General features: G+C 72.5%; 17 protein-coding genes and 2 pseudogenes. 13 read left to right on the top strand and 6 right to left on the bottom strand.

All coding sequences use genetic code 11. The features are described 5' to 3' along the window. The 3 genes from AC0699_RS14905 to AC0699_RS14915 all read left to right on the top strand — a co-directional run. Positions 1–1,454: beta-N-acetylglucosaminidase domain-containing protein (locus tag AC0699_RS14905; protein ID WP_478659887.1), on the top strand; the 1,454-nt coding region annotated here is incomplete at its 5' end. A gap of 90 nt (positions 1,455–1,544) precedes the next feature. Continuing rightward, the gene (locus AC0699_RS14910; protein ID WP_478659889.1) at positions 1,545–2,624 is read left to right on the top strand and encodes an ABC transporter permease; all 1,080 of its coding nucleotides are present in this window, start codon (positions 1,545–1,547) and stop codon (positions 2,622–2,624) included. Next, entirely contained in the window at positions 2,621–3,307 is a 687-nt protein-coding gene (locus AC0699_RS14915) for an ABC transporter ATP-binding protein (RefSeq protein WP_478659891.1), read from the top strand. Before AC0699_RS14910 ends, AC0699_RS14915 begins: the two co-directional genes overlap by 4 nt. Before the next feature lie 120 nt (positions 3,308–3,427). Here AC0699_RS14915 and AC0699_RS14920 read toward each other — a convergent pair whose 3' ends face one another. Continuing rightward, the gene (locus tag AC0699_RS14920) at positions 3,428–4,234 is read right to left on the bottom strand and encodes an IclR family transcriptional regulator (RefSeq protein ID WP_478659893.1); all 807 of its coding nucleotides are present in this window, start codon (positions 4,232–4,234) and stop codon (positions 3,428–3,430) included. 306 nt (positions 4,235–4,540) lie between these two features. On the opposite strand from AC0699_RS14920, the gene allB reads away from it, so the two are divergent. The 3 genes and pseudogenes from allB to AC0699_RS14935 all read left to right on the top strand — a co-directional run. Further along, complete coding sequence (gene allB, locus AC0699_RS14925; RefSeq protein WP_478659895.1) at positions 4,541–5,884, top strand: allantoinase AllB; 1,344 nt, start codon at positions 4,541–4,543, stop codon at positions 5,882–5,884. A gap of 4 nt (positions 5,885–5,888) precedes the next feature. Then, positions 5,889–7,019: an allantoicase gene (gene alc / locus AC0699_RS14930; protein WP_478659896.1), complete on the top strand. Its 1,131-nt coding sequence runs from the start codon at positions 5,889–5,891 to the stop codon at positions 7,017–7,019. A 116-nt stretch (positions 7,020–7,135) separates the two neighbouring features. Continuing rightward, positions 7,136–7,330: pseudogene (locus tag AC0699_RS14935) on the top strand (EamA family transporter); the annotation flags it as partial. 4 nt (positions 7,331–7,334) lie between these two features. Here AC0699_RS14935 and AC0699_RS14940 read toward each other — a convergent pair. Next, complete coding sequence (locus AC0699_RS14940; RefSeq protein WP_478659897.1) at positions 7,335–8,888, bottom strand: glycerol-3-phosphate dehydrogenase/oxidase; 1,554 nt, start codon at positions 8,886–8,888, stop codon at positions 7,335–7,337. Then, the gene (locus AC0699_RS14945) at positions 8,885–9,484 is read right to left on the bottom strand and encodes a TetR/AcrR family transcriptional regulator (protein ID WP_469772389.1); all 600 of its coding nucleotides are present in this window, start codon (positions 9,482–9,484) and stop codon (positions 8,885–8,887) included. Before AC0699_RS14945 ends, AC0699_RS14940 begins: the two co-directional genes overlap by 4 nt. Before the next feature lie 72 nt (positions 9,485–9,556). On the opposite strand from AC0699_RS14945, the gene AC0699_RS14950 reads away from it, so the two are divergent. Continuing rightward, entirely contained in the window at positions 9,557–11,152 is a 1,596-nt protein-coding gene (locus AC0699_RS14950; RefSeq protein WP_478659899.1) for an FAD-binding oxidoreductase, read from the top strand. A 29-nt stretch (positions 11,153–11,181) separates the two neighbouring features. After that, entirely contained in the window at positions 11,182–12,063 is an 882-nt protein-coding gene (locus tag AC0699_RS14955; protein WP_478659901.1) for a diacylglycerol/lipid kinase family protein, read from the top strand. 147 nt (positions 12,064–12,210) lie between these two features. Here the strand turns inward: AC0699_RS14955 and AC0699_RS14960 are convergent, their stop codons facing one another. Beyond that, on the bottom strand, positions 12,211–13,455 hold the full coding sequence (locus AC0699_RS14960; RefSeq protein WP_478659903.1) for a saccharopine dehydrogenase family protein: 1,245 nt from the start codon (positions 13,453–13,455) through the stop codon (positions 12,211–12,213). 159 nt (positions 13,456–13,614) lie between these two features. Between AC0699_RS14960 and AC0699_RS14965 the strand changes: the two genes are divergently transcribed. Next, entirely contained in the window at positions 13,615–14,424 is an 810-nt protein-coding gene (locus tag AC0699_RS14965) for a TetR/AcrR family transcriptional regulator (RefSeq protein WP_478659905.1), read from the top strand. A 5-nt stretch (positions 14,425–14,429) separates the two neighbouring features. Here AC0699_RS14965 and AC0699_RS14970 read toward each other — a convergent pair whose 3' ends face one another. After that, a complete protein-coding gene (locus tag AC0699_RS14970; RefSeq protein ID WP_478659908.1) occupies positions 14,430–14,663 on the bottom strand; it encodes a hypothetical protein in 234 nt (77 codons plus the stop codon). Between the two features lie 146 nt (positions 14,664–14,809). On the opposite strand from AC0699_RS14970, the gene AC0699_RS14975 reads away from it, so the two are divergent. The 3 genes and pseudogenes from AC0699_RS14975 to AC0699_RS14985 all read left to right on the top strand — a co-directional run. Next, complete coding sequence (locus tag AC0699_RS14975; protein WP_478659910.1) at positions 14,810–16,039, top strand: sensor histidine kinase; 1,230 nt, start codon at positions 14,810–14,812, stop codon at positions 16,037–16,039. Beyond that, positions 16,036–16,707 carry a response regulator gene (locus tag AC0699_RS14980; protein ID WP_478659913.1) on the top strand — a complete coding sequence of 224 codons (672 nt, stop codon included), beginning with the start codon at positions 16,036–16,038 and terminating at the stop codon, positions 16,705–16,707. The genes AC0699_RS14975 and AC0699_RS14980 overlap by 4 nt, the downstream gene beginning before the upstream one ends. A 310-nt stretch (positions 16,708–17,017) precedes the next feature. Next, a pseudogene (locus AC0699_RS14985) lies at positions 17,018–17,254 on the top strand (cytochrome P450); the annotation flags it as partial. A 181-nt stretch (positions 17,255–17,435) separates the two neighbouring features. Here AC0699_RS14985 and AC0699_RS14990 read toward each other — a convergent pair. After that, positions 17,436–18,440: a Gfo/Idh/MocA family protein gene (locus AC0699_RS14990; RefSeq protein ID WP_478659916.1), complete on the bottom strand. Its 1,005-nt coding sequence runs from the start codon at positions 18,438–18,440 to the stop codon at positions 17,436–17,438. Positions 18,441–18,595: 155 nt separating this feature from the next. Here AC0699_RS14990 and AC0699_RS14995 point away from each other — a divergent pair, with 155 nt between their 5' ends. Then, positions 18,596–19,315: a GntR family transcriptional regulator gene (locus AC0699_RS14995; RefSeq protein WP_453659362.1), complete on the top strand. Its 720-nt coding sequence runs from the start codon at positions 18,596–18,598 to the stop codon at positions 19,313–19,315. Positions 19,316–19,378: the final 63 nt, after the last annotated feature.

Raw genomic sequence — 19,378 nt, forward strand, 5'->3', positions numbered from 1 at the left:
CTTCCTCGCTCCCGGACGGAAACACCCCCCACCAAGAGCACCCCCCCCCCCGCCTCCCCCCCCCCCCCCCCCCCCCCCAGGCCCGGCACGTCGAGTTCGGGTACGTGCTCTCTCCCGGCCCCTCCGTCTGCTGCTCCGACCCCGCCGAGTCCCGCGCGCTCACCGCCAAGTTCGCGTCGCTCTGGGACATCGGCGTACGCACCTTCGTCGTGGCGTTCGACGACGTCGACCACCCGGAGTGGAACTCCGGCGCGGACCGTGCGGCCTTCGGCACCGGACCCGCCGCGTCCGCCGCCGCGCAGGCGCACCTCGTCAACGCGGTCCAGCGCGAGTTCATCACCACCCACTCCGGCGCCGCCCCGCTGGTGATGGTGCCCACCGAGTACTCGGGCACCGCCGGGACCGCGTACACGGAAGGCCTCGCACGCGACCTCGATCCCTCGGTCGTCGTTCGGTGGACCGGGGCGGAAGTGATCGCGCCGCACATCACCCGCGCGGACGTCGCCGCCGTCCGCAAGGTCTTCGGCCACCCCGTGCTGCTCCGGGACAACTACCCGGTCAACGACTACGTACCGGGGCGACTGCTGCTCGGCCCGTACACGGGCCGCGAGCCCTCACTCGCCGCACCGGGCCGTCCCGGGGCGGCCGTCGGGCTCATCGCCAGCCCCATGCCTCAGGTCCGTGCGTCCCTGCTGTCGCTGTTCACCGTCGCAGACTACGCCTGGAACGACACCGCGTACGACCCCGAGCGCTCCTGGGCGGCCGCGATCAGCGAACTGGCGGGCCACGACCCGCGGACCGCGTCCGCACTGCGCGCCTTCGCCGGACTCAGCCGCTCGTCGCGGATCGACCCGCGGCCCGCGCCCGCACTGTCCGCCCGGCTCGATGCCTTCTGGCGGGACTGGGCGGCTGGACGGAGTGCTGGAGGGACGGCCGGACGGAGTGCCGGAGGGACGGCCGGACGGGCCGCTGGAGGAGCCCCGGGACGGAGCGCTGGACGGACCGTAGGACGGAGCGACTCCGTCGCCCGGCTGCACCGTGCGCTCAGCGAGATCGAGAACGCGCCCGCCGTGCTGCGCGCCCGCCTCGACGACCCGGTCCTCCTCACCGAGACGAAGCCCTGGCTGGACGCCACGGAGGCCTGGGGACGGGCGGCCCGCACCGCGCTGGACATGCTCACCGCCCAGCGCGCCGGGCGCGGCGCCGACGCCTGGGCCGCACGCCAGGCGCTGTCCGCCCTGGTCACCAAGGCAACCTCGTACACCTGGACAGGGCTCGACACCGACCGTTCCCACCCCGTCGAACTCGACCCGGTTCTCGGTGAGTTCGTCGAGCGCGCGATCGCCGAGACCAACCGCCGGCTCGTCGGGGACCCGGACACCCCGCACCTACGGATGCGGGGGACTGCCCGGGCCACCGGATTCGGCTACTCGGTCCACGAGTTCGAGACGTGACATGTCATACGTCAGTCAACCGAAAGTTTGATGCCGCGGCCATCCGCCGTGCGATGCCCGGGCACGCCCGCCGCCCGCACGCTGGTGACCATGTTCGTGGCATGGAGAGATCTGAGATTCGCCAAAGGGCGGTTCACGCTGATGGGCAGCGTGATCGTGCTGATCACGCTGCTCGTCGGATTGTTGTCCGGGCTGACGGCCGGGCTCGCCCGGGAGAACGTCTCGGCGGTCACCGGACTGCCCGCCGATCACCTCGCCTTCGACGCCCCGCCCTCCGGCCGGTCGGTGTCCTTCACCGACTCGACCGTCACGGAGGGCGCGTGGCGGGCGTGGGCGAGCCGGCCGGGTGTCACCTCCGCCCAGCCCGTCGGCATCCGTACGCTCAACGCGAGCGCGGGAGACCGAACGGCGGCCGTCTCGGTGTTCGGGGTCGAGCCGGACGGCGGCATCGCGCCGGCGAGGCTCGCTCCCGGCCGGGCCGTGCTCTCCGTCCAGGCCGCGGAGGAACTCGGCGCTTCCGCGGGCGACTCCGTACGCATAGGGCCGCGGAACGTGACCGTCGCGGCCGTCGCAGGTGAGGCCTCGCACAGCCACACCCCCGTCGTCTGGACGGCGCTGGACGACTGGCAGGAGCTCGGCCGCACCGGCACGACCCCGCGGCAGCAGGCCACCGTCATCGCGCTGCGCACGGACGGCGGCGCGGATCTCGCGGCCGGGGACGAGGCCGCGGGCACCGAGACCCGGACGGTCGCCGACGCCCTCACCGCCATCGGGTCCTACCAGGCCGAGAACGGCTCGCTGCAGCTCATGCGCGGCTTCCTCTTCGCCATCTCCGCGCTGGTCGTCGGCGCGTTCTTCACCGTCTGGACCATCCAGCGCAGCGCCGACATCGCCGTACTGAAGGCACTCGGCGCCGCCACCGCGTATCTGCTGCGGGACGCGCTCGGGCAGGCCGTGCTCATGCTGGGCGCCGGCACGCTGCTGGGGACCGCGCTGGCGGCCGGGACCGGCGCGCTGGTCGGCGGCGGGGACGTGCCGTTCGTGCTGGAGCCGTCGACCGTGCTGCCGCCGGCCGCCGTGATGATCGTGCTCGGTGTGCTCGGCGCCGCGCTGTCCGTCCGGCGGATCACCGCCGTCGACCCTCTCACCGCGCTGGGGAGCGCCCGATGACACTGCTGCTCGACGATGTCACCCTCACCTACCCGGACGGCGACGGGCGGCTGACCGCGCTCGACGCCGTCTCGCTCCAGGTCCCCGCGGGGTCGCTCACGGCGGTCGTCGGACCGTCCGGCTCCGGCAAGTCCAGCCTCCTCGCGGTCGCGGCGACGCTGGTCACGCCCGATGCCGGGCGGGTCGTCGTGGCCGGTGCGGACACGGGTGTGCTGAGCCGCGGGGAGAAGGCCGCCCTGCGCCGTGAACACATCGGCATCGTCTTCCAGCAACCGCATCTGCTGCCCTCGCTGACGGCCGTGGAACAACTCCAGGCGATGGCCCACCTCTCGGGCCGGCGGCCACGGCAGGTGCGCGACCGTGCCCGGGGCCTGCTGGCGGCGGTCGGCCTCGGCGGACAGGCGGACCGTCGCCCGCACCAGCTCTCCGGCGGCCAGCGCCAGCGCGTCAACATCGCCCGCGCGCTGATGAACGACCCCGGCGTGCTCCTCGTCGACGAGCCGACCAGCGCCCTCGACCACGAGCGGGGCGCGGCGGTCCTCGACCTGCTGGTCTCGCTGACCCGGGAGCGGGGCACGGCGACGGTCCTGGTCACGCACGACCGAGCGCATCTGGACCGGGCGGACCTGGTCGTGACCATGCTCGACGGCGCGTTGCCGCTGCCCCACCCCGCAGGGGGCTGACGGCACGCTGCCTCTGCCTCACGCGCAGGGGGCTGAGGGGGGTGCCCCCTTACCCCCCTCGTTCAGGTCTGCTCGTTCAGGTCTGCTTGTTCCGGTCTGCGGCTCTCAGGCTTGCGGCTCTCAGGCTTGCGGCGCCGACGTGTTCGCCAGGGCCTCGGAGAGTTCCTTCGCCACCGTCTGCAGGATCGGGACGATCTTCTCCGTCGCCGAGTCCGTGACCCGGCCCGCAGGGCCCGAGATGGAGATCGCCGCGGCGGTGGGCGAGTTGGGCACCGAGACCGCGAGGCAGCGGACGCCGATCTCCTGCTCGTTGTCGTCCACCGCGTACCCGGCGCGGCGGACCTGCTCCAGAGCGTCGAGGAAGCCCTCGGGGGTGGTGATCGTCTTCTCGGTGGCGGCCGGCATGCCGGTGCGGGCGAGCAGGGCCCGCACCTCCTCCGGCGGGGTGTGGGCGAGGAGCGCCTTGCCCACGCCTGTCGAGTGGGGCAGGACCCGGCGGCCGACCTCGGTGAACATCCGCATCGAGTGCTTCGAGGGCACCTGCGCGACGTAGACGATCTCGTCGCCGTCGAGCAGCGCCATGTTCGCCGTCTCGCCGGTCTCCTCGACCAGCCGGGCGAGGTACGGGCGGGCCCACGTACCGAGCAGTCGGGAGGCGGACTCGCCGAGGCGGATCAGCCGGGGGCCCAGGGCGTAGCGGCGGTTGGGCTGCTGGCGGACGTAGCCGCAGGCAACCAGGGTCCGCATCAGGCGGTGGATGGTGGGCAGCGGAAGTCCGCTGCTCGCGGAGAGTTCGCTCAGCCCGACCTCGCCCCCGGCATCGGCCATCCGCTCGAGCAGATCGAAGGCGCGCTCGAGGGACTGAACACCACCGCTGTTCGCGGCGGGCTTGGCGGCGTCGGTGGTGCTGGCGCTGTACGTCGGCACGTCAACGGTCCTTTCAGGCGGCGGGCAAGGTAGCAGCCTACCGGGCGGTTGCGTGGGGCACACCGCTCACGTCAAGGCGTCTTTGCCGGTCAGGGCATGTTTGTCCGCGTGTTGGCGGTCACCTCCGATGGTCCCGCGTCCTTGCCGCTGTGCATAGCTACGTTCTGCTCAACGAAATTCTCATTTCACTTTGTGGAAAAGTCTAAGCCTGCAAGGTCGCCCGGGCGGGTCTTGACGGACCGGGATCAGGGGTGAAGACTCCTTCAACAGTTCGTTGAATTTCGCTGTACGGAAGTGAGGGGCAGGGTGTCCGGTACGGACGTGAACCTGGTACTGCGCTCGACTCGCGTCATCACCCCCGAGGGGACGCGCGCCGCGACCGTCGCCGTCGCCGGCGGGAAGATCGCGGCGGTGCTGCCGTACGACGCCGAGGTGCCGGCCGGTGCCCGGCGCGAGGACTTCGGCGACGACGTCCTCCTCCCCGGCCTCGTCGACACCCATGTCCATGTGAACGACCCCGGCCGCACCGAGTGGGAGGGCTTCTGGACCGCCACTCGCGCGGCCGCGGCGGGCGGCATCACCACACTCCTGGACATGCCCCTGAACTCCCTCCCGCCCACGACCACGGTCGGCAACCTGCGCACCAAGCAGGACGTGGCCAGGCCCAAGGCGCACATCGACACCGGCTTCTGGGGCGGGGCGATCCCCGACAACGTCAAGGACCTGCGTCCGCTGTACGACGCCGGCGTCTTCGGCTTCAAGTGCTTCCTGTCGCCGTCGGGCGTCGAGGAGTTCCCCGAGCTCGACCAGGAGCAGCTCGCCCGCTCCATGGCCGAGATCGCGGGCTTCGGCGGACTGCTGATCGTGCACGCCGAGGACCCGCACCACCTGGCCGCCGCCCCGCAGCGCAAGGGCCCGAAGTACGCCGACTTCCTCGCCTCCCGGCCCCGCGACGCCGAGAACACGGCGATCGCGAACCTGATCGCGCACGCCAAGCGGCTGAACGCGCGCGTACACGTATTGCACCTGTCCTCCAGCGACGCGCTGCCGCTGATCGCCGCGGCCAAGGCCGAGGGCGTGCGGATCACCGTCGAGTCCTGCCCGCACTTCCTCACCCTCACCGCAGAGGAGGTCCCGGACGGCGCCACCGAGTTCAAGTGCTGCCCGCCGATCCGTGAGGCGGCGAACCAGGACGCCCTGTGGCAGGGCCTCGCCGACGGGACGATCGACTGCGTCGTCTCCGACCACTCGCCCTGCACCACCGACCTCAAGACCCCCGACTTCGCCTCCGCCTGGGGTGGTATCTCCTCGCTCCAGCTGGGCCTGCCGGCCATCTGGACCGAGGCCCGCAGGCGCGGCCGCACCCTGGAGGACGTCGTCCGCTGGATGTCGTCCGCCCCGGCGGAGCTCGCGGGCCTCACCCGGAAGGGGGCCATCGAGGCCGGCCGTGACGCCGACTTCGCGGTCCTCGCCCCCGACGAGACCTTCACCGTCGACCCGGCCGAGCTCCACCACCGCAACCAGGTCACGGCCTACGCCGGGAAAACCCTGCACGGCGTCGTGAAGTCGACATGGCTGCGCGGTACGCGGATCGTGGAGAACGGCATCCTCGCCGAGCCGACCGGCCGGCTGCTCGAAAGGAACAACTGACACCGTGGCGATACCGTCCTTCACTGGTAACGCGAACCCGTACGGGGGCGGCGACCCGTACGCCGACTACCGCACCGCGGACTTCCCGTTCACCAGTTACGCCAATCTCGCCGACCGTCAGCTGGGCGCGGGCGTGATCGCCGCCAACGACGAGTTCTTCGCCCAGCGCGAGAACCTCCTCGTCCCCGAGGCCGCCGAGTTCGACCCCGAGCACTTCGGCCACAAGGGCAAGATCATGGACGGCTGGGAGACCCGCCGCCGCCGCGGTGTCTCCGCCGAGCAGCCCTGGCCGACCGCCGAGGACCACGACTGGGCGCTCGTACGCCTCGGTGCGCCCGGCGTGATCCGCGGCATCGTCGTCGACACCGCCCACTTCCGCGGCAACATGCCGCAGGCCGTCTCCATCGAGGGCACCTCTGTGGAGGGCGCCCCGACACCGCAGGAGCTTCTCTCCGGCGACGTGAAGTGGACGACCCTGGTCCCGCGCACCCCCGTCGGAGGCCACGCGGCGAACGGCTTCGAGGTCACGGTCGAGCAGCGCTTCACACATCTGCGGGTCAACCAGCACCCCGACGGCGGCATCGCACGGCTGCGTGTGTACGGCGAGGTCGTTCCCGACCCGGCGTGGCTCGCCACGCTGGGCACCTTCGACGTGGTCGCGCTGGAGAACGGCGGCTCGGTCGAAGACGCCTCCAACCGCTTCTACTCGCCGCCGACCAACACCATCAACCCGGGCCGCTCCCGCAAGATGGACGACGGCTGGGAGACCGCCCGCCGCCGCGACCAGGGCAACGACTGGATCCGCTACCAGCTGGTCGCCCAGTCCGAGATCCGTGCCGTCGAGATCGACACCGCTTACCTCAAGGGCAACTCGGCGGGCTGGGCGTCTCTGTCCGTCAAGGACGGCGAGGACTGCGCGGCCGATGAAGACGCAGCGTGGACCGAGTTCCTGCCGCGCACCCGTCTGCAGCCCGACACCAACCACCGCTTCGTGCTGGACACCCCGGCGGTCGGCACCCACGTCCGGATCGACATCTTCCCGGACGGCGGCTTCTCCCGGCTGCGCCTGTACGGCTCGCTGACCGAACAGGGCACACGCGACCTGGTGGCCCGCCACCAGGAGCTGGGCGGCTGACCGCCCCCTTATGACCGGGCAGCCACGACACCTGCCCTTCGCGGGGCGCACCGGAACGACAGCACCGGTGCGCCCCGTGCGCATGCCCGGGCCGCGTGGCCGCCGTCGACCGAGTCGTCCAGATGTGGGCGGTCCGCCGCACCTCTCCGTCCCGGGTCAGCCTGCTGCTGGGCACCGAGCCGCTGTGAGCCGCGGCAGCGGGCATCGCCAGCGGTCACGAACACCTGGGCGCCGTCCGGCTGACGAGCGCCGCACCGGTGCTCGCGGGGACCTGGTGGGGGCGCAGGGCGGCGGACACCGCCACCGGCTGATCCGTCAGGAGCCGTGCGCCAGGGCCTCGCGGGCCGCGGCGGCCGCCGCCCCGCGGTCGTGCGGGACGAGACCGATGCGGGTGCGCCGGTCGAGGACGTCCGACTCGTCGAGGGCTCCCTCGTGGCGTACGGCCCACAGCAGTTCCGCGCCCGTGACCGGGTGGCCGGGGACGACGGGACGGGCCAGGGCCGGGTCGGCGAGACCGAGCGCGTGGACGGCCGGGGCCTCGGCGCCGTAGCGGCGGACCAGACGCCGAGGCGCGTCCAGCGTCGCGAGCACGCTCGGCCGGGCGGCGCCGACCAGCGGGATCGCCGCCGTCCGGCACCGGCCGGCGGCCAGGCCGCGCGCGCTGACGACGGCGTCGACGGCGTCCTGCGCCATCCGGCGGTAGGTGGTGAGCTTCCCGCCGACGATGGTGACGACCCCTTCGGGCGAGGTCAGCACGGCGTGCTTGCGGGAGATGTCCGCGGTGCGGCCGGAGCCCGCCGCGCCGGAGGTGTCCAGGAGCGGCCGCAGTCCGGCGAACGCCCCCACGACGTCGTCCCGGCCGACCGAGACGTCGAGCGCGGAGCCCAGGACGTCGAGGAGGAAGCCGATGTCCGTCTCGGGCACCTCGGGGACGTCCGGCACCGGGCCCTCGACCGGCTCGTCGGTCAGCCCCACGTACACCCGGCCGTCGCCCTGCGGCAGGACGAGGACGAACCGGTTGGTCTCCCCGGGGATGGGAATGTGCATGCCCGCCGAGAGACCCCCGAGGGCCTCGGAGCGCAGGACGAGGTGCGTGCCCCGGGACGGCCGGAGCCTGATGTCGTCCACCAGCCCGCCCGCCCAGACACCGGTGGCGTTGACGACGGCACGCGCCCGGATGTCCAGTTCCTCGCCGGTGAGTTCGTCGCGGACCCGGGCGCCCGAGCCGCTGAGGGAGAGGGCGCGGACGCGGGTGAGGATCCGCGCGCCGTGCGCGCCGGCGGTGCGGGCCACCGCGGTGACGAGACGGGCGTCGTCGGTGAGCTGGCCGTCCCAGGACAGCAGCCCGCCGCGCAGCCCGGTCGGCCGCAGCGCGGGCGCCATGTGCCGGGTCTCCACCGCCGACAGGGCGCGGGGCGCGGGCAGTGTGGCGCGTGATGTGCGGGCGGAGACCCGCAGCAGGTCTCCGGCCCGGAAGCCCGCCCAGGCCAGCGCGGCCTGGGAGCGGGAGACCAGCGGGGTGAGCGGCAGGACGAAGGGCTGGGCGCGCACCAGGTGCGGAGCGGTGCGCTCCATGAGCACACCGCGCTCCACGGCGCTTTCGTGGGCGACGTCCAGCTGCCCGGTGGCGAGGTAGCGCAGTCCGCCGTGGATGAGCTTGGAGCTCCACCGGGACGTGCCGAACGCGAGGTCGTGGGCGTCGATCGCGGCGACCGTGAGACCGCGTGAGGCGGCATCGAGGGCGGCTCCGGCGCCGGTCGCGCCGAGACCGACGACGAGCACGTCGACCCCGGTGCCGTCGGCGAGTTCGGCGAGCTCCTGAGCGCGGCGTGCCGCGTTGAGCGAAGAGGCGGGACTCGGGCTGCTCATGGCGTAAGGGTCCTCTCCAGAAGGGTCCGCAGCTCTTCGAGGAAGGCCGCGTCGGTGAGCTCGGGGTCGTCCGGTTCGGTCATCGTGCGCAGCGAGAGCGTGAAGGACTGCACGACGAGCAGCAGGGCGCGGGCCTGGCGGTCCGGGTGCGCCGCACGGACGGAACCGTCGGCGTGCCCCTCCTTCAGGGCGCCGGTGATGAGCCCCAGCAGGGCGTCCTGGCTGGCGCCCCGGCGGTCGAGCACATAGGGCAGCAGCAGCTCGGGGTCGACGTCGAGGATCTTGTGGAAGAGCGGGTGGGCGCGGAAGGCCGCGACTCCGTCGACCAGTCCGTCGACCAGCCGCGCCCGGGTGGGGGCGCCGGGCACGACGGCGGGCATGGTGCCGACGGCGAGAGCGATCCACTCCCTGGTCATCAGATCGCCGACCAGGCTCCGTACGTCCGGCCAGCGGCGGTACAACGTCATACGTGACACACCGGCCCGCCGGGCCACATCGGTCAGCGTGGTCCGGCGTACGCCGACGGCCAGAACGCAGTCACGTGCTGCGTCGAGCACGGAATCCGAGTCCGCATGGTTGTGACGAATGGGCGTCATCTGTCACAGTGTAATGCCAGTGCAGGCCGCGCGGCACAACGCCCCGCGAACCGACGGTGAGGAACAGACCAAGTGGACATGTTGTGGAGCGGCTGGGGCGACCCGGCCAAGGCGGCCCCGCTGCCCGACACGGTAATCGGCCTGCTGCGCGACCTGCTCGGCGTCACACCGCTCGAGACCGGTTCGGCCGAGCTCGGCGACATCGCCGTCCCCGACGCCGCGCTGACCGATGCGGCCCGCCAGGCGCTGGCCGAACGCGTGGGCGACCGGGTGTACGTACGCACCGACGCGGAGACGCGGATCCGGCACACCCGCGGCAAGTCCACCCCCGACCTGCTGCGCATCCGCGCCGGCGAGGTCGACGACATCCCGGCCGCCGTCGTGCTCCCGGGCAGCCACGACGAGGTGCTCGCCGTCCTGCGGGTCTGTGTCGAACACGGCCTGGCCGTCGTGCCGTTCGGCGGCGGCACCTCCGTCGTCGGCGGCCTGGCCCCGGAGGGGAAGCGGAGCTTCATCGCGCTGGACCTGCGCCGCCTCGACAGTCTGCTGACCCTCGACGAGGTCTCCCGGACCGCCACGATCCAGCCGGGGCTGCGCGCTCCGCACTGCGAGGCGCTGCTCAACGAACAGGGCTTCACGCTCGGCCACTTCCCGCAGTCGTACGAATGGGCCTCGATCGGCGGCTTCGCCGCGGCCCGCTCCAGCGGCCAGGCCTCCGCCGGCTACGGCCGCTTCGACGAGATGGTGCTGGGCCTCACCGTCGCCACCCCCGAAGGCACCCTGGAGCTGGGCCGCGCACCCCGCTCGGCGGCCGGCCCGGACCTGCGCCAGCTGGTCCTCGGCTCCGAGGGCGCGCTGGGTGTGATCACCTCGGTGACCGTCCGGATCCGCCCGCTCCCCGGGACCCGGATCTACGAGGGATGGCGCTTCTCCTCCTTCGAGGCGGGCGCGGCGGCCCTGCGCACACTCGCCCAGGACGGCCCGCGGCCGACCGTGCTGCGCCTGTCGGACGAGACCGAGACGTTCATCGGCCTGGCCCAGCCCGACAAGATCGGCAGCTCGGACGCCCCCCAGGCCGCCGGGTGCATGGCGATCGCCGGATACGAGGGCACCGCCGAGGACACCGCGGACCGGCGGGCCCGGGCCCGCGAGGTGCTCCTCGCCTGCGGCGGCGAGTTCGTCGGCGAGGAGCCGGGCGACCGCTGGGCGCACGGCCGCTACAACGCCCCGTATCTGCGCGACGCGCTCCTCGACGCCGGCGCCTTCGCCGAGACCCTGGAGACCGCCGGGTTCTGGTCCGCACTGCCCGGCCTGTACGACGCGGTACGCCAGGCGCTCACCACGACCCTCACCGACGCGGGTACACCGCCACTGGTGATGTGTCACATATCCCATGTGTACGAGAACGGCGCGTCGCTGTACTTCACCGTCGTCTCGGCACAGGGGGACGACCCGGTCGCCCATTGGGCGCCCGCGAAGCGTGCCGCCAATGACGCGATCCTGGCGGCGGGCGGCACCATCAGCCATCATCACGGCGTCGGGACCGACCACCGCGACTGGTTCACGCAGGAGATCGGCCCGGTCGGCGTCCGAATCCTGCAGGCCGTCAAGGCCGAGCTCGACCCGGCCGGGATCCTCAACCCCGGCGTGCTCATCCCCGTCCGCTGAACCGGCCCCTGCCTTCCGGAGGCGCATCCATGCGACAGTTCACCGCCGTCGTCAACCCCACCGCGGGCGGGTCCAGCGGTACGGCGGCCCTGCTCCCGCTGGCCCGGCTCCTGCGGGAGGCCGGGGCGCAGCTCCACACCCAGTACAGCCGCAGCCTGGAGCACGCCCAGGAGGTGGCGCGGCAGGCCGGCGAACGAGGGCACGTCGTGCTCGCCGTCGGCGGCGACGGGATAGCCGGCTGTGTCGGCGGGGCTCTCAGCGGCACGGACACCGTGTTCGGCCTCGTCCCGGCGGGACGAGGCAACGACTTCGCCCGTGCGCTGGGGCTCCCCACCGACGCGCCGGCCCTCGCGGAGCTGCTGCTCCACGGCTCGCCCCGGGCGGTCGACACCATCGGGGTCGAATCGGCCGTCCACGCCGGCACGTCCGTGCTGGGCAGCGTGTACGCCGGTGTCGACGCCGTGGCCAACCGGTACGCCAACACCTCCCGGCTGCTGCGGGGCGCGGCCTCGTACTACTCGGGTGGTCTGCGCGCCGTCGTGACGTGGCGGCCCGTGAACTACCGCATCACGGTGGACGGGGTGCTGCACGAGCGGCGCGGTTACACCGTGGTGGCGGCCAACTCCGGCTTCTACGGCTTCGGCCGCAAGATCGCCCCCGGCGCCCGGCTCGACGACGGACTGCTGGACGTCGTCGTGATCCGGCACGCTCCCAAGCGGCTGTTCTTCGCGATGATGAACGAGCTGAAGACCGGCGAGCACCTGAAGCGCCCCGAGGTGGAGATCCTCCAGGGCAAGGAGGTCCGCATCGAGGCCGACCGGGCCGTCCCGTACGGGGCCGACGGCGAGGTCGACGCCACGCTTCCCGTGACGGCCAGGGTGCAGCCGGGTGCGCTCAACGTGCTGTGCTGACAGTGCTCTGTGACAGTTCACAGTTCATTGCCTGATGCCTGATGCCTGATGCCTGATGCCTGACGGCTGATGGCCGACCGGGGACGGCTGACAGCCGTCAGCCGGGACAGGCGGTGGCCCGCGCCCCGCGGGCCACCGCTCGGCTCCCTACTGCTCGCGCATCCCCCAGGGAGAGCCGTACTCCTCCAGCAGGGCGAGGAAGGCACGCGCGTCGAATGCCTCCGGCCCCAGGATGCCCGTCCCCGACCATGCCCCGGTCGCGACGAGTTCGAGTGCGACGACCGGGTTGACGGCCGTCTGCCAGACCACGGCCTGGCTGCCGTACTCCTTCATGGACCACTCGTTGTCGACGACGTGGTACAGGTAGACCTCGCGCGGCCGGCCGTCCTTGACCCCCTTGACCCAGGTGCCCGCGCAGGTCTTGCCGCGCATCCGGTCACCGAGCGTGGCCGGGTCGGGCAGGCAGGCCGCGACGACGTCACGGGGCGAGACCCGCACCGGTCCTTCCGGGCCCGGCACCGTGACCGGGTCGGTCCTGTCCAGGCCCACCTGGTGCAGGACCTGCAGTGTGTTGATGAAGTCCGTACCGAGGCCGTACTTGAAGGTGACCCGACCGGCCTCGACCCAGCGCGGGATCAGCAGCACTTCCTCGTGCTCGACGTTGACGCACTCGACCGGCCCGATGCCCTCGGGGAAGTCGAACACCTCGGGTTCGCTGAACGGCGCGGTCGTGAACCAGCCACGGCCGGCCTCGAAGACCACCGGCGGGTTGAGGCACTCCTCGATCGTGGTCCAGATGCTGAACGAGGGCGCGAAGTCATAGCCCTCCACGGCGAGGTTGGCGCCGTCCCGGATACCGATCTCCTCGATGGTGTCGAAGAGTTCGTCGGCCGCGTAGCGGGCGAAGACGTCGGAGAGCCCCGGCTCCACACCCATCCCGACGAGAGCGAGCCGGCCCGACTTCTCCCAGTCGTCCGCGAGGGAGAACTGCTCGTCCCCGAGCTTCACCCCGCACTCCTCGTACGGGCGGTCCGCGTGCGGGCGGGACAGGGACATCGCCATGTCCAGGTAGTGGGCACCGGCAGCGAGCGCGGCACGGAACAGCGGCAAGACGAAACGGGGGTCCGTCGCATTGAGCAGGACGTCGCAGCGCTCCCGCGCGAGGAGCTCCCTGACCGCCGCCTCGTCCGAGGCGTCGACGCAGGCGGCGGCGAACCGGCCCTCCGCCTCCGCCTTCGGCCCCGGAGTGACCGCGGCAACGGCGGCGACGGCAGCCTCGGCACGGGCCTGGTCGTAGTCCGCGACGACCATCCGTTCGAAGAATCCACGGCGTGCGGCGATCCGGGTGACGGCTGTCCCCACTCCACCGGCACCCACCAGCAAGATGCGCATGACCAGGTCCTTCCCTTTCCCCCAGGACGTTCCCGGGCCCCCGATGAAACTCACCGGCCGTTGATATCGTCAATGGCGTTGGCATAAGGCGGACGTGCGGCCGATGGGGTGGCCGATGGGGGGCCGACGGGGTGGCCGACGGCGAGAAGGAGCAGGCTGATGCCCAAGAAGGTGGTCCCGGAGCCCGAACGGCGGCGGCGTCGCCCCACGAAGACGGGCGTGGTCCTTTCGGAGCAGCTGATTGTGACGACCGCGCTGCGGATGCTGCGCGAGCACGGCGCCGCCGGGCTGACCGCACGCCGGATCGGGGCGGCGCTCGGGGCCGATCCCAGCACGCTCTACCGCTACTTCCGCGGCATGGACGAGCTGACGCTGGCGGTCGGCGACGAGCTGATCGGCCGCGCGCTGAAGGGCTGGTCCGCCTCGGCGGACTGGCGGGCGGACCTCCGTGAACTGGGCCGGCGTATTCATGCCGCCTATCTGGCTCATCCGCAGGCGGCCGTGCTGACGGCGAGCCGGGTCTCCGGACGGACCCATGAGATCGCGTCGGACGAGATCATCCTGGGTGTGCTGCACCGGGCGGGCTTTCCCACCCCGGCGGCGGTACGCATCTACCACTGCTTCATCGACCAGACGCTGGCCTTCGCGGCGCTGGACGCGGCCGCCCTCGCGCTGCCCGAGGCGGCCCGCCGGGCGGACGAGACCGTCTGGCAGGCCACCTACGCGCGGTTGCCGGCGGACACACACCCCCACATCGCACCTGCCGCACCGCACCTGATCGCGGAGATGAACATCAGCGCCTATCCGGCGGCGCTCGACATGCTCCTCGACAGCGCCGCGGCGCAGCTGGCGACGATGACCGGCTCCGCCCGCTCGGCCGGTGCCGGTACCCAGGCCGGTGCCGCTACCCGTGCCGCGCGCCCGGCCCGTGCCGGTACCCAGGCCGGTGCCGGGGACCGAGGCCCGTGACGCCCTCAGCCGCTGTGGTCGCTGCGGTCGCTGCGGTCCGCGATCATCAGGATCGCGAAGCCCAGCACCGCGAGCACGATGTGCGCGTAGAGCTCCTTCCCCTCCAGGAAGCCGATCGGCTCGATGATCCACTTCGTGAAGCCCATCAAGGCGAACCAGCCGTCGCTCAGCTCACGCAGGACTCCGCATACGCCGACGACGACCAGTGCCGCACCGATGTACTCCAGGAACTTCTTCATGACGTGATCGTCGCCCAACGCCGAGAGGCGCCGCGTCCACCGTCGGCGTGCGCTGTCGCTCCGAAAGTCTGAGACCGTGCGACTTTGGTAGCTTCCCGTCGCGGGACGGCCCCGGACCGCCCCTCCACCTGCGTAGATTTGTCGATGTGACGCGTACGGAATACCCCTGGCTGCTGCCGTCGGCCATGGCCGGCCCACTGGACCAGGAGCTTCCGGGCGACCGGGGCAGGGAACGGCCCCGGCGGACGGTGCGCGACTGGATCGTGGACACCGTCGCGTTCGTCTTCGCCGCCCTCATCGGCCTGCTCGCGGTCGAGGCGAGCGAACAGGCCGCCAACGCCGACGCCGTCGTCCTCGCCGACCAGCTGATCGGCGCGGCGGCCTGCTGCGCGGTGTGGCTGCGCAGGCGCTGGCCCGTCGGGCTCGCCGCCGCGCTGATCGTGACCGCCCTGCTGGTGCCGGTCGCGGGCGGCGCCATGCTGGTGAGCCTGTTCAGCCTCGCCGTGCACCGGCCGTTCAAACCGGTCGCCGTACTCGGCTCGCTCGCGCTGCTCTCGGGCATCGGGCAGCCGTTTCTGCGGCCCGATCCGGCGACTTCCACCCTGGCCAACATCATCGCCGGGGTCCTCCTGGTGCTGACGGCCCTCGGCTGGGGCATGCTCGTGCGCTCACGCCGTCAGCTCGTCGTCGCCCTGCGGGAACGCGCCCACCGGGCCGAGACCGAGGCCGAACTGCGCGCACAGCAGGCCCAGCGGCTCGCCCGCGAGGCCATCGCCCGGGAGATGCACGACGTGCTCGCCCACCGGCTGACGCTGCTCAGCGTGCACGCGGGCGCGCTGGAGTTCCGGCCCGACGCACCCCCCGCCGAGGTCGCCCGCGCCGCCGGAGTCATCCGCGACAGCGCCCACGAGGCCCTCCAGGACCTGCGCGAGATCATCGGCGTACTGCGTGCCCCCGGCGAGGGCGACGAGAACCACCGGCCGCAGCCCACCCTCGCCACGCTCGACGCGCTGGTCGCCGAGTCCCGGCAGGCCGGCATGCGCGTCACCCTCGACAATGGCATCGACGCACCGGCCACGGTCCCCGCCGCCACCGGCCGCACCGTCTACCGCATCGCCCAGGAAGGCCTCACCAACGCCCGCAAGCACGCCCCCGGCGCCGAGGTCACCGTCACCGTGCACGGCGGACCCGGCCAGGGGCTCACCGTCACCGTCAGCAACCCGGCCCCGGACGGCCCGGTCCATCAGGTGCCCGGATCCGGCCAGGGCCTGATCGGGCTGACCGAACGCGCCACGCTCGCGGGCGGGCGGCTGGAGCACGGGAAGACGGACGACGGAGGGTTCGCCGTCCGATCGTGGCTACCGTGGCCCTCATGACCATCCGGCTGCTCATCGTCGACGACGACCCGCTCGTGCGCGCAGGACTCACCTTCATGCTCGGCGGGGCGCAGGACATCGAGATCGTGGGGGAGGGGGCCGACGGCTCCGAGGCCGCCGCGCTCACCGACCGGCTGCGGCCCGATGTCGTCCTGATGGACATCCGGATGCCCCACGTGGACGGGCTCACCGCCACCGAGCAGCTCCGCGGCCGCCCCGACGCCCCCGAGGTCGTCGTCCTCACCACCTTCCACGCCGACGAACAGGTGCTGCGCGCGCTGCGGGCCGGGGCCGCGGGATTCGTCCTCAAGGACACCCCGCCCGCGGAGATCGTCGCAGCGGTACGGCGCGTGGCGGCGGGCGATCCGGTGCTCTCCCCGGCCGTCACCCGCCAGTTGATGACGCATGTGGCGGGTGCCGCCCCCGACGACCGGCCCGGCCGGGCCCGGGCCCGTCTCGGCACCCTCGCCGAACGCGAACGCGAGGTCGCCGTCGCGGTCGCCCGCGGCCACTCCAACGCCGAGATCGCCACGTCCCTGTACATGAGCCTGCCGACCGTGAAGACCCACGTCTCCCGGATCCTGGCCAAACTCGGCCTCAACAACCGTGTCCAGATCGCGCTGTTGGTCCATGACGCGGGGCTGCTGGACGAGGGGGCGGCCTCGTAGGCTGGTGTGATGGCCGTCATCGATCTGGGGGAGTACGGGACGGATTTCACCGCCGACCCGTATCCCTACTATGCGAAGCTGCGCGAGGCCGGACCGGTCCACGAGGTGATCTCGCCGTACGGCGACCGGGTCTGGCTGATCGTCGGCCACGAGGAGGCCCGGGCGGCGCTCGCCGACCAGCGGCTTTCCAAATCGCCCGGCATCCTGGGCATCAAGATGCTGGACGAGGACGTCATCGGACCGTATCTGCTGGTCCTCGACCCGCCGGACCATACGCGCCTGCGCAAGCTCATCGCCCGCGAATTCATCGGACCGCTTCGACATCCGCCGCACGGCGGCACCGGGAGAGGGCCGGGGGCATCTCGCCTTCGGACACGGCATCCACTACTGCCTCGGCGCTCCACTGGCCCGGCTGGAGGGCGGCATCGCCGTCCGCACCCTGCTGGAGCGCTGCCCGGACCTCGCCCTCGACCCTTCGGAAGGCCCGCTCGACTGGCTTCCCGGCCTCCTCATCCGCGGCGTCCGCCGACTGCCCGTCAGGTGGTGAAGGCCCAGGCCCTGTCCGGGCGGTCTTGTCGGGCCAGGGACGCTCCGCCAGAGCTTCTCCCCCAGCCTCCGGCCGGGGGACCCCCAGGAGGTCCCCCCGGCCACGGCACCTCGCTGCGTCGCCGGAGGCCGGTCCGGCGGATCAGGCTGGGACCGTCCGCCGGACGGGCCCTCGGCCGGCCTCAGCCGCCCGCGATCTCCTCCATCCGTACCGGGCGCCGCTCCCGCCGGGACAGTTCGCAGGCCTCCGCGACGCGCAGCGCTTCCAGGGCCTCGCGGCCGTCGCAGGGGTTGGCCAGTTCGCCGGCGGCGACCTGGATGAACGCGTCCAGCTCGGCCTCGTACGCCGGGGCGAACCGTTCCAGGAAGCCAGGCCAGGGCTTGTCGGCAGCGGGTGCGCCCTGAGGCTCGGTGGAGGTGATCGGCGTTCGGTCGTCGAGGCCGACGGCGACCGTGTCCAACTCGCCGCACAGCTCCATGCGGACGTCGTAGCCGGCGCCGTTGCAGCGGGTGGCGGTGGCGGAGGCCAGGGTGCCGTCGTCGAGGGTCAGCACCGCGGCCGCGGTGTCGACGTCGCCCGCCTCGCGGAACATCGCGGGCCCGGCGTCGGAGCCGGTGGCGTACACCTCCACGACCTCCCGCCCCGTGATCCAGCGCAGGATGTCGAAGTCATGGACCAGACAGTCGCGGTACAGGCCACCGGACAGCGGCAGATACGCGGCGGGCGGCGGAGCCGGGTCGGAGGTGATGGCCCGGACGGTGTGCAGACGGCCCAGCCGCCCCGAGCGCACCAGCTCACGGGCCGCCCCGTAACCGGCGTCGAAGCGGCGCATGAAGCCGAGCTGGAGCACGGTGCCCGCGCTCTCCACCTCGCGCAGCGCGCCGAGCGTCCCGGGCAGGTCCAGCGCGATCGGCTTCTCGCAGAAGGCGGGCAGCCCGGCGCGGGCGGCCCGGCCGATCAGATCGGCGTGGGCGGCGGTGGCGGAGGCGATGACGACGGCGTCGACACCCCAGGTGAAGACCTCGTCGACGGAAGGGGCGGCGGTGGCGTCGATGCGGTCCGCGACCTCGCGCGCCCGCTGGGCGTCCGTGTCGGCGACCACCAGGGAGCCGACCTCCCGATGACGGCTGAGGACGCCCGCGTGGAAGGCGCCGATACGTCCGGTTCCGATGAGTCCGATGCGCATGGCCCCAAGGTGGAGTCCGCCCCGTGGCCCTGTCAAGCATTTGTCCTGACAATCGAACGACACAACTTCCCGTCAACAGGCCCTGCGGCTACGCTCGCAGCGTGCCCAAGCAGCCCAGAGACACGCCGGACGCCGCCGTGTCGCTCCCGCTCAGTGTGGACCGCACCAGTCCGGTCCCGCTGTACTTCCAGCTCTCCCAGCAGCTGGAGGCCGCCATCGAGCACGGAACACTCACCCCCGGCAGTCTGCTCGGCAACGAGATCGAGCTGGCGGGGCGGCTCGGCCTGTCCCGGCCCACCGTGCGCCAGGCCATCCAGTCGCTGGTCGACAAGGGGCTGCTGGTACGGCGCCGCGGAGTGGGCACCCAGGTCGTGCACAGCCAGGTCAAACGACCGCTGGAGCTGAGCAGCCTCTACGACGACCTCGAAGCGGCGGGCCAGCGGCCGGCCACCCGCGTGCTGCAGAACACCATCGAGGCGGCGACCGCCGAGGTCGCGGCCGCCCTCGGTGTTCCGGAGGGCAGTGACGTGCACATGGTCGAGCGGCTGCGCTCGGCGCACGGCGAGCCGATGGCGCGCCTGCGCAACCATCTGCCCACCGGTCTGCTGCCGCTGGACACCGAACAGCTGGAGTCCACCGGCCTCTACCGGATGATGCGCGCCGCGGGCATCACCCTGCACAGCGCCCGGCAGTCGGTCGGGGCGCGTGCCGCCACCGGGGACGAGGCCGCGCTGCTCGGCGAGGAGGCGGGCGCCCCGCTGCTCACGATGGAGCGCACCACCTTCGACGACACCGGGCGGGCCGTCGAATTCGGCTCGCACGTCTACCGGGCCTCGCGGTACGCCTTCGAGTTCCAGTTGCTCGTACGGCCGTGACCTTCCAGCTGTTCGTACGGCCCGGCCCTGCCAGGGAACGAACCCGGCCCCGACAGGGAACAA

This window comes from Streptomyces sp. NPDC043870, assembly GCF_056435785.1.

Bases quoted from the DNA above. Each gene is read 5' to 3' on its own strand.
- AC0699_RS14910 (WP_478659889.1), top strand. From the start codon at position 1,545: ATGTTCGTGGCATGGAGAGATCTGAGATTCGCCAAAGGGCGGTTCACG.
- AC0699_RS14980 (WP_478659913.1), top strand. From the start codon at position 16,036: ATGACCATCCGGCTGCTCATCGTCGACGACGACCCGCTCGTGCGCGCA.
- AC0699_RS14945 (WP_469772389.1), bottom strand. From the start codon at position 9,484: ATGACGCCCATTCGTCACAACCATGCGGACTCGGATTCCGTGCTCGAC.
- AC0699_RS14955 (WP_478659901.1), top strand. From the start codon at position 11,182: ATGCGACAGTTCACCGCCGTCGTCAACCCCACCGCGGGCGGGTCCAGC.
- AC0699_RS14960 (WP_478659903.1), bottom strand. From the start codon at position 13,455: ATGCGCATCTTGCTGGTGGGTGCCGGTGGAGTGGGGACAGCCGTCACC.
- AC0699_RS14965 (WP_478659905.1), top strand. From the start codon at position 13,615: ATGCCCAAGAAGGTGGTCCCGGAGCCCGAACGGCGGCGGCGTCGCCCC.
- AC0699_RS14970 (WP_478659908.1), bottom strand. From the start codon at position 14,663: ATGAAGAAGTTCCTGGAGTACATCGGTGCGGCACTGGTCGTCGTCGGC.
- AC0699_RS14940 (WP_478659897.1), bottom strand. From the start codon at position 8,888: ATGAGCAGCCCGAGTCCCGCCTCTTCGCTCAACGCGGCACGCCGCGCT.
- AC0699_RS14990 (WP_478659916.1), bottom strand. From the start codon at position 18,440: ATGCGCATCGGACTCATCGGAACCGGACGTATCGGCGCCTTCCACGCG.
- AC0699_RS14915 (WP_478659891.1), top strand. From the start codon at position 2,621: ATGACACTGCTGCTCGACGATGTCACCCTCACCTACCCGGACGGCGAC.